12 protein-coding genes are annotated in these 12,819 nt (G+C 65.0%); 6 read left to right on the top strand and 6 right to left on the bottom strand.

Annotated elements, in window-relative coordinates; genetic code table 11:
• Positions 1–209: 209 nt before the first annotated feature.
• From QSV46_RS15665 to QSV46_RS15655, 3 genes are all read left to right on the top strand, one after another.
• Positions 210–1,844 carry an isocitrate lyase gene (locus QSV46_RS15665; protein ID WP_314952690.1) on the top strand — a complete coding sequence of 545 codons (1,635 nt, stop codon included), beginning with the start codon at positions 210–212 and terminating at the stop codon, positions 1,842–1,844.
• A 30-nt stretch (positions 1,845–1,874) separates the two neighbouring features.
• Positions 1,875–2,081: a hypothetical protein gene (locus tag QSV46_RS15660; protein ID WP_254145489.1), complete on the top strand. Its 207-nt coding sequence runs from the start codon at positions 1,875–1,877 to the stop codon at positions 2,079–2,081.
• Positions 2,082–2,274: 193 nt separating this feature from the next.
• Positions 2,275–2,829 (top strand): hypothetical protein, encoded by a 555-nt coding sequence (locus tag QSV46_RS15655; protein WP_314952686.1) that lies wholly within the window; start codon positions 2,275–2,277, stop codon positions 2,827–2,829.
• A 115-nt stretch (positions 2,830–2,944) separates the two neighbouring features.
• Here QSV46_RS15655 and QSV46_RS15650 read toward each other — a convergent pair whose 3' ends face one another.
• On the bottom strand, positions 2,945–3,829 hold the full coding sequence (locus tag QSV46_RS15650) for a metallophosphoesterase (protein WP_314952684.1): 885 nt from the start codon (positions 3,827–3,829) through the stop codon (positions 2,945–2,947).
• A gap of 92 nt (positions 3,830–3,921) precedes the next feature.
• Here QSV46_RS15650 and QSV46_RS15645 point away from each other — a divergent pair, with 92 nt between their 5' ends.
• Positions 3,922–4,413 (top strand): NUDIX domain-containing protein, encoded by a 492-nt coding sequence (locus QSV46_RS15645; protein ID WP_314952682.1) that lies wholly within the window; start codon positions 3,922–3,924, stop codon positions 4,411–4,413.
• A 28-nt stretch (positions 4,414–4,441) separates the two neighbouring features.
• Here QSV46_RS15645 and QSV46_RS15640 read toward each other — a convergent pair whose 3' ends face one another.
• Together QSV46_RS15640 and QSV46_RS15635 are read right to left on the bottom strand one after the other, a co-directional pair.
• Entirely contained in the window at positions 4,442–4,819 is a 378-nt protein-coding gene (locus QSV46_RS15640) for a DUF2304 domain-containing protein (RefSeq protein ID WP_314952680.1), read from the bottom strand.
• A gap of 64 nt (positions 4,820–4,883) precedes the next feature.
• Complete coding sequence (locus QSV46_RS15635) at positions 4,884–5,633, bottom strand: glycosyltransferase family 2 protein (protein WP_314952849.1); 750 nt, start codon at positions 5,631–5,633, stop codon at positions 4,884–4,886.
• 116 nt (positions 5,634–5,749) lie between these two features.
• Between QSV46_RS15635 and QSV46_RS15630 the strand changes: the two genes are divergently transcribed.
• Positions 5,750–6,913 (top strand): hypothetical protein, encoded by a 1,164-nt coding sequence (locus tag QSV46_RS15630; protein ID WP_314952678.1) that lies wholly within the window; start codon positions 5,750–5,752, stop codon positions 6,911–6,913.
• 53 nt (positions 6,914–6,966) lie between these two features.
• Entirely contained in the window at positions 6,967–7,482 is a 516-nt protein-coding gene (locus QSV46_RS15625) for an N-acetyltransferase (protein WP_314952676.1), read from the top strand.
• Between the two features lie 151 nt (positions 7,483–7,633).
• On the opposite strand, the gene QSV46_RS15620 is transcribed toward QSV46_RS15625, so the two are convergent.
• The 3 genes from QSV46_RS15620 to QSV46_RS15610 form a co-directional block, all read right to left on the bottom strand.
• Positions 7,634–10,006: a TonB-dependent receptor gene (locus QSV46_RS15620; RefSeq protein WP_314952674.1), complete on the bottom strand. Its 2,373-nt coding sequence runs from the start codon at positions 10,004–10,006 to the stop codon at positions 7,634–7,636.
• A gap of 143 nt (positions 10,007–10,149) precedes the next feature.
• Positions 10,150–10,554 (bottom strand): DUF2946 domain-containing protein, encoded by a 405-nt coding sequence (locus QSV46_RS15615; protein WP_314952672.1) that lies wholly within the window; start codon positions 10,552–10,554, stop codon positions 10,150–10,152.
• Positions 10,555–10,699: 145 nt separating this feature from the next.
• Positions 10,700–12,763, bottom strand: coding sequence for a hypothetical protein (locus tag QSV46_RS15610; RefSeq protein ID WP_314952670.1), 2,064 nt, complete (start codon positions 12,761–12,763; stop codon positions 10,700–10,702).
• Positions 12,764–12,819: the final 56 nt, after the last annotated feature.

The raw sequence follows: 12,819 nt of genomic DNA, 5'->3' as shown, positions 1-12,819 counted from the left end.
AGGGCAGCCTCGCTGACCTATCCGTTACACAATTTACAAAATAACATCTGTTACATGTACTGATGTTACATGACATCACCATTCAAATACAAGGGCTCTGTACGAACTTCCCTTTCTCGCGTTTAGCTCATGACACGCATTTCGCAATGCACTGTCAAAATTGTCGATGACAAGGCCAGTCGCTTGTCATCAGCGAAAGGATCGAGCACATGAACTACCAGCCCCGTGGCATCAACACCCTCCAGGGTCCGGCGTCCTACCAGAGCGAGGTCGACGCGGCCAAGGCGCTGCTCGAGAAGCAGCCGACCTGGAACGGGGTGACGGCCGAGGCCGTCGCGCGCATGCGTCTGCAGAACCGCTTCAAGACCGGCCTCGACATCGCCCGCTACACTGCGGCGCTGATGCGCGCCGACATGGCGGCCTATGACGCCGATCCGACCAAGTACACCCAGTCGCTGGGCTGCTGGCACGGCTTCATCGCGCAGCAGAAGCTGATCTCGATCAAGAAGCACTTCGGCGGCAAAACCGATCGGCGTTATCTGTACCTGTCGGGCTGGATGATCGCGGCGCTGCGCTCCGAGTTCGGACCGCTGCCCGACCAGTCGATGCACGAGAAGACCTCGGTGCCGGCGTTGATCGAGGAGCTCTACACCTTCCTGCGTCAGGCCGACTCCCGCGAGCTCAACGACATCTTCCGCAGCCTCGACAAGGCGCGCAAGGAAGGTGACAAGACCCGAGAGAAGGAGCTGATCGAGAAGATCGACAACTTCCAGACCCATGTCGTGCCTGTTATCGCCGACATCGACGCCGGCTTCGGCAATGCCGAGGCGACCTATCTGCTCGCCAAGAAGATGATCGAAGCGGGCGCCTGTGCGCTGCAGATCGAGAACCAGGTCTCGGACGAGAAGCAGTGCGGACACCAGGACGGCAAGGTCACTGTGCCGCACGAGGTCTTCCTCGCCAAGATTCGCGCCTGCCGCCATGCGTTCCTCGAGCTCGGCGTCGAAGACGGCGTCGTCGTGACCCGCACCGACTCGCTCGGCGCCGGCCTGACGCAGCAGATCGCCGTCAGCCACAAGCCCGGCGACATCGGCGACCAGTACAACAGCTTCCTGGATTGCGAGGAAGTCACGCCGGAGAACGCTCGCAACGGTGACGTCATCATCAACCGCAACGGCAAGATGATGCGTCCGAAGCGTCTGCCCAGCAACCTCTACCAGTTCCGCGCCGGAACGGGCGAAGACCGCTGCGTGCTCGACAGCATCACCTCGCTGCAGAACGGCGCCGACCTGCTCTGGATCGAGACCGAGAAGCCGCATATCGAGCAGATCGCCAAGATGGTCGACCGGATCCGCAAGGTCGTCCCGAACGCCAAGCTCGCCTACAACAACTCGCCGTCGTTCAACTGGACGCTCAACTTCCGTTGGCAGGTTTACGACGCGATGAAGGAAGCCGGCAAGGATGTCAGCAAGTACAACCGTGCCGAGCTGATGAAGCCGGAATACGACGATACGCCGCTGGCCATCGAAGCCGACGAGCGCATCCGTACCTTCCAGGCGGATTCGGCCAAGCGCGCCGGCATCTTCCACCACCTGATCACGTTGCCGACCTATCACACGGCGGCGCTCTCGACCGACAATCTGGCGAAGGAATATTTCGGCGAGCAGGGCATGCTCGGCTACGTCAAGAACGTCCAGCGCGCCGAGATCCGTCAGGGTATCGCCTGCGCCAAGCATCAGAACATGGCTGGCTCCGACATCGGCGACGACCACAAGGAATACTTCGCGGGCGAGGCTGCCCTGAAGGCGGGTGGCGCCCACAACACGATGAACCAGTTCGGCTAACGCAGAACACTGCCTGAGAGGAGAGCGACAATGACCAACAGCAATTTCTGGGTGATCGGCGGCGAGTTCGGTTCGATGAATTTCCACAAGCTCGTGGAAGGCTCGGCCCAGGTCAAAGGTCCCTTCAAGTCCCGCAAGGAAGCCGAGGACTGCTGGAAGGAAGTGTCGGAAGAGAGCCGTCACAAGGCCGGCGTCCGCTTCTCGATCGTGGAAGAACCGTCGCGGGTCTCGGCCTGACGGCGTTGCCGCGAGCCTGAATTAAGAAGACGTCCAAGGACGGATGGTCCCATCCGGCGCAAGCCGGGTGGGATCGTCTGTTTTTGGCACAGGCGCTCCGGCTGTGGGCTCCTTAAGTCTCTGAATTGTGGACCCTTTGCGGAAGGTTTGGTTGCTGATAGGTTAATGGCGGCAAGTGAGGACGAGGCCGACCATGTCAGAGCCCGAGACCAGCGGGACCCATCCCAGCCAGCCGCGCCCGGTGCGGCTGCGCGATGCGCTGTTGCGCGCACGGATCGAGGCTGCGGACCGGACCGGCGTGGTGGTCGACCTCAGGGATGCCGAGGTGGCGCGGCTGGAGATCCTCAACGATGCGCTCGATCCCCTGTTCGCGCAGGTGCCGGACAAGATCGATCTGTTCGACCGCGGCGTCAGCCAGGGCGATACGCCGAGACTCTGGATCGATGTCGTCGCGCACATCATGATGGGACGCGACAAGCGGATGTACCGCTTCGTCCAGGACACCCGCTTCGGCCGCATCGTGCTAGCCGAATCGCACGACACCGCCGTGATCGTCGAAGCCGTCACCGACTACGTCGCGCGCCGCATGATCGAGCGCGAGCATGCCATGGTGGTGCTGCCCGAGCCGAAACCCGAAATCGCGCCGCCGCCGCGCCGCTCGCGGCTCTGGCCGTTCGTGTTCGGATTTGTGTTGGGCGCAGCCGCCCTGTTCGGAGTTGCCGTGGTTGCGGCTCTGCGGAGCTGGTGACGGCGTCGTCATTCCGGGGCGCGCGAAGCGCGAACCCGGAATCCATTCATCAGCACGTATTGCGGCCCGATGGATTCCGGGTTCATGCTTCGCATGCCCCGGAATGACAGCGGGTCTAAATCAATTTCACATGTTTGATCTGCTGGATCTGAAACCCCGCTGCCAGTCCCCGCACCGTCTGCTCGCAGCGCCAGCCGGCATTGTCCTTTTCGATCGTGAAAAGGTTGTACGCCGCCGCCGGATAGCGCCCGTGCGCCAGCGCGGAGGCCGACGGCACGCCGATCGCGGGGATGTTGCCGTTGGGGCCCTCGAACCACATCGTCGAATGAATGTGGTCGTGGCCGTGCAGGACCAGCTCGACGCCGTGGCGCTTGAGCAGCGCCAGCAGATCGGCGGAATCAGTCATCCGCTTCTGCCGCGCCCTGGATCTCAACGGATGATGCACCAGCAGCACGCGGAAGACGTCATCCGCCGCGAGACGCTCGAGGAGCCGTTCGAGAGAAGCGAGCTGATCGCGCCCGAGCGTGCCCGTCGCCATCAGCGGCAGGCTCGGCACCGCCGTGGACAGGCTGATCAGCGCCAGCGGCCCGCGCCGGCGAAGGGCGGGGAAAGCCGCGGCGCCCGGCATGTCCCCGGCGATGTAATGCAGGAACGTCTCGCCGAAGCGGTGCGACGTTGCGCCGACATAGGCATCGTGATTGCCAGGGATCGCGGTGACGCGGTCGGGCGGACCGACGCCTTCGAGCCAGGCCAGCGCCGGTGCGAACTCGGCTTCCAGCGCCAGGTTGACGAGATCGCCTGTGACCGCGATGTGGTCGGGCGCCTGCGCCTTCATGTCGGCGACGAGGGCATCGAGCACCTCGCGGCGCTGGTACTTGTGGCGGTTGCGCGTCCAGTTGACGTAGCCGAGCGCGCGCTTGCCCGCGAGCTCGATCAGCCGCGGTTTCGGCAATGGCGGCAGATGCGGGTCGGACAGATGGGCGAGCGTGTAGGGAGCCATGGCGCGCGATTGCCTCGCTATTCGTCCGCTGTAATGGCAAGGTCGCGAGGACTGTGCAAGCGGGGCCCGGGCAGGGGCCTCCCGGGAGCCTGATGGGGGATCGTCTGAACAGCATTCGACGGAGATTCGAGCCGCTGCTGCGGCGAATCTTCCACGCCTATTTCCTGCTGGTGCGCGGCATGACGCTCGGCGTCCGTGCCGTGGTGCTGGATTCCGAGAACAGGGTGTTCCTGGTCCGGCACAGCTACATCAGCGGCTGGCATCTGCCCGGCGGCGGCGTCGATCTCGGCGAGACCATGGAGCAGGCGATGCGGCGCGAGCTCAAGGAGGAGGGGGATATCGACCTCACCGGAGAGGCCGTGCTGCACGGCATCTTCCTCAACAGCCACGTCTCCCGCCGCGACCACGTCGCGGTCTACGTCGTCAGGCAGTTCAAGCAGGCGAACCTGCCCGCGCCGAACCACGAGATCGCCGAATGCGGGTTCTACGCGGTCACGGCGCTGCCCGAAGGGACCACGCACGGCACCCGGCAAAGGCTCGCGGAAGTGCTGGACGGCAGGCCGTTGATCGCGACGTGGCGTTGAAATGATGTGGCGTTGAAGCAGTCTGGCGCTAGCCGTCGGGCTCGCCGCCCTGCTTCGCCTTCAACTCCAGCTCCAGCAGGCTCTGCTCCTGGATCAGCGCGCAGTTCTGCCGCTCCAGCCGGTGCAGCCGCGCCGTCATGTTATGCATGAAGGCGAACACCACCAGGAACAGGGCGCCGAACATCACCACGAACGGAAACACGACGCCGGTCAGATGGCTGACGACATAGGCCAGCGTCGGAAACAGTGTGAAGCCGGCCGGTATGATCGCCACCATGGACAGCATCAGGAAGTCATAGAGATCGAATTTCCCTTGCAGCGTCTTGCGCAGCAGCACCAGCATGTAGATCAGTGCGAAGGCGGAGACGAGGACGACCGTCTCCGGGCTCGGAAGGGCATTTGTCACGACTGCCTCCTCAAAATGTTCGACGCGTTAACGAGACTGCAAACCGGCGCGGAGTGTCTCGGCGTCATGACGTTCTCACCAGACGAGCGAGCAGGATATAGCCGAGGACGCGGATCATGTAGCTCGCCGACTTCAATCCATCGATCGAGCTGACGCCGGTCTCTCTCGCGCGCATCTCGACCGGGACCTCGCTCACCGTGAGGCCCGCGCGCAGCGCCCAGGCCAGCGAGATCGGCTCCGGAAAATCCGTCGGATACGCTTTTGCGAAGAAGGCGATGGCGGAGCGGTCGAGCAGCCGCATGCCGCTGGTCGGATCGGTGATGCGGCGGGCGCCGAACAGGCCGTTGAGCGCAAGCACGATCAGCCTGATCCCGGCGCGGCGCATGCGCGTGGAGCAGAAGCCGGCATGGTCGATGAAGCGGCTCCCGATGGTGATGTTGCTTGGGGCCTTGCGATGGCCATTCAGCAGCGTCTCGATCGCGCGCGGATCATGTTGCCCGTCGCCGTCGATCTGGATGCAGAAATCGTAGTCGTGGCGCGCCGCGTATTTGATGCCGGTCTGCACGGCGCCGCCGATGCCGAGATTCTGCGCGAGGCGGGCGACGGGCGAGCGGCAGCTCGCCACCGCGCATGTCGCGTCCGACGAGCCGTCGTCGACGACCAGGGTGTGGTAGTGGCAGCCCGTCGCCGCGATCTCGCTCAGCAGGTCGCCGATCGAAGCTTCCTCGTTGAAGCAGGGAATGACGAGCAGGATCCGCGGCGCGGAAGCGTGCGATGCAGCGGCACCGCAAATGTCGGTCGAACCCAATTCCATATTGGTCACGGCCGTCTCGCCCCCCGAAATCCTGGCCTTGCTATACTTGCCAGTGCTTTTCCTGTACAGGCGGCAGAGCCCATTTCGAGCTGCGGCGGCTCGTCTCGCAGGCGCCCATGAGAGTTGTTAAAGTAGTTCTTTCGCTTTTGTTTCTGGCAATTCTGGCCAGCAATATTCGGCTGGTCTCGCATTGGAGCGAGAGCCGCGGTGTCTATGACGACATCTGCTATCTCAGGCAGGCACATCTGTTCCAGCGCTTCGGCTGGCATGGCCTCGACACCAGCCTCGCCCGTGAAACCGACGGCTATCTCGCGGGCAAGTTGCGCAGCATCGATTTTCCGAACTGGAATGAGCCGACCCGGGCTCCCTGCCACACCCAGACCGCCGACGGCAGCAAATGGGTGATGACGCCGCCGCCGGGCACCGGCTTCGTGCTGGCGCTGTTTCCCGAGGGGTTCCAGGTCGTTCCGCTCCATGTCGTCGCGAATTTGATCGTCGCCGGCTTTGCGCTGTACGGTCTCTGGCGGGCGCGCGAAGCTGTGTCCTTGACGCTTGCCGCAGTATTCGGCGCGCTCTCGATCATCTTCATGATCAATCCGACCAAGGCCAGCTATTCGATGGCGCCGACCATGGTCGTCTGCGCGTTGGCGGGTCTGTTCACCGCAAGATTGTTCGTCGGCGAAAGCCGGCGTCTTCTGATGGTCGCGGCCGTCGGGATTTTGCTCGGTCTGTCCGCGAGCTTTCGGATCGCCAATGTGGTCCTGTCGGCCGGCTATTTCCTGTTCTTCGGATTGTCCTTCCTGATCTGGCGCACCCGTGAGACTTTCGCGCAAGGCCTCACGCTGGGCATCGCATTCCTCGTCGGACTGTTGCCCGTGTTCGCGGCGAACCTGGTCAATTCCGGCAATCCGCTGGTCTCGGCCTATGGCGGCCAGGACACGGCCGCGCGCAGCCTCGACACGGCCGTGCTGCTCGCTTATCTCCGCGACACCCAGTTCCTGTTGATCGTGGTCGCCTGCGTCGGGACCGCGCTGCTCTGGCGTTTTGCAAGCCATGCCAGTGTCAGGCCATTGACACTGCTGGTCGCCGCAAATCTTGCGCTGAATTTGGCGTTCTTCGCCACGCATCCGATCTTCACGCAGTATTACGTCATCCCCGTCCTGATGCTCTCGCTTTGGACCCTGCTGTTCGCGGCCGTGCTCACCCGCGGCCCGGCGCGGGGTCTCGCCAAGGCCGATGGACCGCGGCCCCCTGAGATGTTATCCCGCATTCCGCATTGACGCGTTTTCCCGACGCGAACCTGAAACCACTTCGCTCGAAGACGCATGCTGACATGACCGATCTCTCGCTCACCATCCTTCCTGAAGCCGCCGGCGACGCCCAGGCGATCGAACGGCTGCACGAACGCACCTTCGGCCCCGGCCGCTTCGTGCTCAGCGCTTACCGCATCCGCGAGCATGTCGACCATCTGCTCGAATTGTCCTTCACCGCCCGCATCGGCACGCTGCTGGTTGGCTCGGTCCGGCAATTGCCGGTCCTGATCGGCGACACGCCGGCCCTGCTGCTCGGGCCGCTCACCGTCGAGCCGCCGTTTCGCGGCCGCGGCGTCGGTCGCCTGTTGATGGAGCGCGCACTGAAGGACGCCAGGGCGAAGGGCCATGCCCTCGTGCTGCTGGTCGGCGACGAGCCCTATTACAGCCGCGTCGGTTTCAAGCAGGTCCCGAAAGGCCGCGTCACCATGCCGGGCCCGGTCGACGCCGCGCGCATCCTCGTGTTCGAGCTCGTCGACGGCGCCTTCGAGGGCGTGTCGGGGCAGGTCGCGCCCGACTGGAGCAAGGCGCGGCGTTAAGTTTGTAACCCGGCGGCACCTCATACTCCGTCATTGCGAGCGCAGCGAAGCAAATCTTTCCGCGGAGGCAGTCCGGATTGCTTCGTCGCAAGGGCTCCTCGCAATGACGGTGTGTAAAGCCGGGGTCCTGAGGACCTTGGCTGCCGCATGCCTAGAACTTGAAGTTCGCGAACGCGCGAACGCCGATGCCGGGCATCAGCACCTCGTCCTTGGTGTAGGACACCGAGTTGCGGATGTTTTCGTTCAATAGATTGTTGCCGACGAGGCCGACCAGCATCTCGCGCGCGCCGAATGCATTCGGGTGGAGCTTGGTCTTGTAGCTGACCTCGGCCTTCAGCAAATTGTAGCCCGCCGTCGGCGTCTCCGCGATCACTGCGACGTTGTTCTGCGCGAAGGCGTGCAACAGATTGACGCGCATCAGCCAGTTGTCGTCGCGCCAGAACACGCCGGCGCCCATCCGCAAGGGTGGAATGCGCGGCACGTTGGTGCCGTCGCTGAAGGTGGCGCGAACGAAGTCGATCTGGTTCTCGATGCCCCAGATGCCACCCTGGAATGCGCCGACATCAAGCTGCGACTGGAATTCACCGCCGCGGAAATTCGCATTGCGCTGCGAGTAGACTGCCTGGTTCAGCTCGGCGCCGGGCGCACCGCACGAGGCGAAATCGTCGTCGCACATCACGCCGGTAAGGCGGCGGTAGATGAAATTGTCGAAATGCGTGTAGTAGACGGTCGCCTCGAAGCGGAACGGTCCCGTCGCCCTGCGCACGCCGACTTCGACGGACTTCGCGGTCTCAATGGTGAGGTTGGGATTGCCGATGTCGAAGGTCGCGGTCGCATCATGGCCACCGCGGGAGAACAGCTCGGCCGGCTTCGGCGCGCGCTCGACATATTGCGCGGTGATGCTGCCGACCATGCCACCCGGCAGGTCCTGCAACAGGCCGATGCTGCCGCTCTTCGGCGTAAACGACGGATTGCGGACGATGCTTGTTTGCGGCGTCCCGTCGGGCAGGAAGTCCGCCGGGAAATCGGGCGTCGACCCGTGCAGTTCGACATGTTCGATCCGGCCCGCGATCTGCGCCCTGGTCTGTTCGCTGAATTTGAACTCATTGAAGACGTAGCCCGCGACGCGGTAGTTTCGGTTCGGGTCCCACAACCCGTTGAACAACGCGCCCGGATCATCCGGACTCGGCGCCGTCAGCTCCTGGTGACCCGCCTGAAAGCCGAAGGCGGTCGTCACCTCGGCAAAACGGGCGTTGAACGGCATCAGTTGCGTCTCGATGCGGAGCTCCTGCTCCTTGTTGGTGAAGGTCTGCCGTACGCCGTCGCTGTTGGGATCGGCGGGATCGGCAAGGCCGATCTCGTTGTGCCGGTAGTCGGTCGCGCCCGCCCAGAACCGGACGGCGTCGATCGCCGTATTGTCGGGGTGGTACTCGCCCTTGACGTTGATCTTGGTCTGGTGGCCGTCGATCCGCGTGTTGTGGTCGGCGCCGTCGATGCCGGGGATGTGGTAGAGCGAGTCGTTCTGCGTGATCGACGCGCCGATATAGCCGCCCTGGAAGAAGTAGGAGCCGCCGATTGAGGCGCCGTCCGAGCGCGTCGCCGAATTGGGCTGGCGGCCGTTCACGGGCCGCGACTGATCGTTCAGATAGGGATAGCCCGGGATGGAATAGTCGGAGGTCGTGCGGCCATAGGCGTCGGCATGGAAGGCAAAATTGCCGCCGCCGGTATCGAGCAGCACGCCGCTCTCGACGCCACGATCGACCGAGCTGAACGCGGTGCGCGTCTCGGCGGTGACGCAGGGCGATGTCGCTGCGGTCGCGAGCGGCGCCTTGGTCGGCATGCCGTAGCTCTGGAACGACGGCGCGCAGGAAGGCAGCGCATCCGGAATCCGGTTGTTGGTGGCGCTGATGACGCCGCCGATCGAGGTCGAGCCGTAGCGCAAGGCCGCCGGCCCGCGCACCACCTCGATCTGGTTGGTCGCGAGCGGATCGATCGGAACGAAATGGTCCTCGCCGAGATCGGACGCGCCGTTCGCATTGGTGCCGTTCTCGACGACGCCGACGCGGTTGACGTCGAGGCCGCGGATGATCGGCCGGCTGGAGGCGCCCGGCGCGAAGCTCGAGCCGGTGATGCCGGGCTTGGAGAACAGGAGATCGCCGAGCTGACCGCCGCCTTCGCGGCGGATCTCCTCGTTCGGCACCACCGTGACGGTGGCGAACTGGTTGGTCACTACAGGCAGCACGCCCTGCTGGGGCGTGGCGGCGGGCGCCGCTGCCGCCGGCGTTGCTTCCGCCGTGCCCGGCTGGCTGCGCACGCGTGCGGTTCGCGTCGTGCGGACCGGGGCGCGGGTCGGCACCACCGCTCTGCGCACGATCGGGCTCGGCGCCGTCACGGTGACGGCCGGAATCTCGGTCGATGACTTGTTCTGCGCAGGCTCTTGGGCGAACGCCGGTGTGGCGGCGGCGCCGAGCAGGAGCAGGCTTGCTCCACCCAGACACTGCGCGCGTCGCATTTTAAACTTCATGGTCCTGATTCCCGTCAGGCGCGTCCGAAAGATCGGCTGTTGATCGGAGGCAACCTGCCGTCGCGGTGCGACGGAATTCGACTTCAACTGCTCCCGTGCATTTGCCGACATGCGGCGAGCCCAGGGGTGATCGACGTTGGAAGTCAGGACGCGGGTGGGGCGCGGGGCTGGAACGCCGTGCCGGCCGATTTCAGGTGAGCGAATTCGGCATCGGTGGTGCGGTAGAGCAGATCGATCGCCTGCGGCAGCAGCAAGAGAGGCGGCGTCGCGGACACGACGGTGCCCGCCATCGCGACGACGGCGCAGATCGCGCAATTGTCCTCGCCCGGCTGGTCCCGGTCGGGGGTTGAGGGCGATTGCTTCTCGACCGCGGCGCGGTCGATTGAAGCCGAACCCTTGGCGCTGTCGGGCTGCTGAAGCGAGGACTGGGCGAGGGGAGCGGCCTGCGCGAACCAATGGCTGTGGCCGAAGGTCAGGCCGAACTGCACCAGCATCGCGAACAACGCGAGCCGGGTGCCGTGCCTGATATTCGACCGGAACCACTTCATCTGAAAACGCCACCCCACATCGCGAGGCGCCGATCCCCTCAGCTTCCTACGATGTTACAATATAACATCGCAGGATCGATCCGCTTATGTCAACGGCGGCCGGGCGATCTCGCGCGGGTAACCGCGCGATGTGTCGTTCCGGCAACTACCGCCCTTCGCGGATCCACGTCGCCGCAAAGGCGCCGAGCAGCAGCAGCAGGCCGATCAGGCCGGCGAAGATCGGCAGCACACCGACGCCCTTCACCACGCTGGCGTCGCGCATCCGCACGCCCATCCAGCCGTCGCCGGCGAAGACGCTGGTCGAGCGCACCGGCACGATGCGCGGCAGCTCGACGTTGGCGCCATCGACCACGCGCACGGCGTTGCCGCCGGTCGCCTGCGTCAGCGGCTTCAGGGTTTCGGTGGTGGAGGTGACTTCCGAAAACTCCTTGGGATTGGTCGGGCCGACATTGATCAGCGCCTTCAGCGTGCCATCGGTGGCCTGCCACAGGCCGAGTTCGCTGGCCGGCAGGCTGGCGCGCCACTCGCCGGGATCGCCGGCGCTGAGCGTCAGATCGCGCGACACGCCCGACGGCGAGGTCACGCTGACCGGCTGCACGCTGTCCGACATGGTCTGGCGCACCACCACGAGGTCCTTGCCCTGCACCTGGAGGCGCAGCGCCTCCTCATCGAGATCCGGCTGCTTCATCAGCCAGTGCGACATCCGCCGCAGCAGATCGAGATGTGGCCCGCCGCCTTCGTAGCCACGCGCCCACAGCCAGATGTGGTCCGAGAGCAGCAGCGCGACGCGGCCCTCGCCGAAGCGCGACAGGAACAACAGCGGCTTGCCGTCGACGCCCGTCATCACCGGCGGGTTGACCGCATTGCGGGTGTCGACGGTGCGGAAGAAGCGGCTCCAGCGCGGCGGCTCGCTGGCGGAGCCTTCGAGGCCGCGGGTGACCGGATGGCGTTTGCCGATCTCCGACAGATGCGCATAGAACGGCTTTTCCGTCACGCCGACGGGTTCGGCCGGCAGCACCGAATCCAGCGGCGTACGCCAGATGCTGGTGTTGGACGCGTAGTCCGGCCCGGCCGAGACCAGCACCGCGCCGCCCGCGCGGACATAGCGCGCGATGTTGTCGAAATAGGCGATCGGCAGCACGCCCTGGCGGGCATAGCGGTCGAAGATGATGAGCTGGAATTCGTTGATCTTCTGCTGGAACAGCTCGCGGGTCGGAAACGCGATCAGCGACAGCTCGTTGATCGGCGTGCCGTCCTGCTTCTCCGGCGGACGCAGAATGGTGAAGTGCACGAGGTCGACGCTGGCGTCGGACTTGAGCAGATTGCGCCAGGTGCGCTCGCCGGAATGCGGCTCGCCGGAGACCAGCAGCACCCGCAGCTTGTCGCGGACGCCGTCGATGGCGACGACGGCGCGGTTGTTGACCGGCGTCAGCTCTCTTTCGAGCGGTGACGCCTCGATCTCGACGATGTTCGGGCCGGCATGCTTGATGTCGACATCGACGCTCGCGCTCTGGCCGCTCGATAGCGTGCGCTCGTTCAGGACCTCGCCGTCACGGCGGACCGTGACCTTGGCGCGCTCGCCGGTGACGCCCTGGTCGTCGAGGCGGTAGGTGATGGTCTGGCTCTGCCCGACGATGCCGAAGCGCGGCGCCGCGATGATCGCGATGCGGCGGTCGCGCTCGTCCTTCTGCCCGGTGATCAGCGCGTGCACCGGCGCCTGGAAGCCGAGCCCGGCGGCATTGGCCGGAATGTCGTGGACGCGGCCGTCGGTGATCATGAACGCGCCGGCAACGCGGTCCACCGGCACGTCCGACAACGCCGAGGCCAGCGCGCCGAACAGTTTTGTGCCGTCGGTCTCGCCGTCGGCCTGTCCGGCATCGACGACGCGGACCTCGAGGCCCTTGATTTTCTTCAGGCTGTCGACCAGCGCTTCCTGCGCCTGCGCGGCCTCGCGGTTGCGATTGCCGAAATTCTGGCTCGGGCTCTTGTCGACGACGATGGCGGCGACCGAGGTGAGGGGATCGCGGTCCTCGCGCGTGAAGGAGGGATTGGCAAGCGCCAGCAGGATCAGCGCCAGCGCGGCCACGCGCACGGCCGCGCCGCGCGCGCGCGACAGCAGCAGCACGAGCGCGATGACGACGGTGGCGGCGAGCGCGAGCCAGAGGACGATCGCGGGAACAAGCGGCGTGAAAGCGATGCCGTAATTCATGGCGTGACTCTCTCGGCATCGTCATGCCCGGGCTTGTCCCGGGCATCCACGTTCTT

The sequence above is a fragment of the Bradyrhizobium cosmicum genome (genome assembly GCF_032290525.1).
GTDB lineage: Bacteria > Pseudomonadota > Alphaproteobacteria > Rhizobiales > Xanthobacteraceae > Bradyrhizobium > Bradyrhizobium cosmicum_A.
Note: the sequence above shows the minus strand (reverse complement) of the source record. Positions and strands in the feature narration are given on the sequence as shown.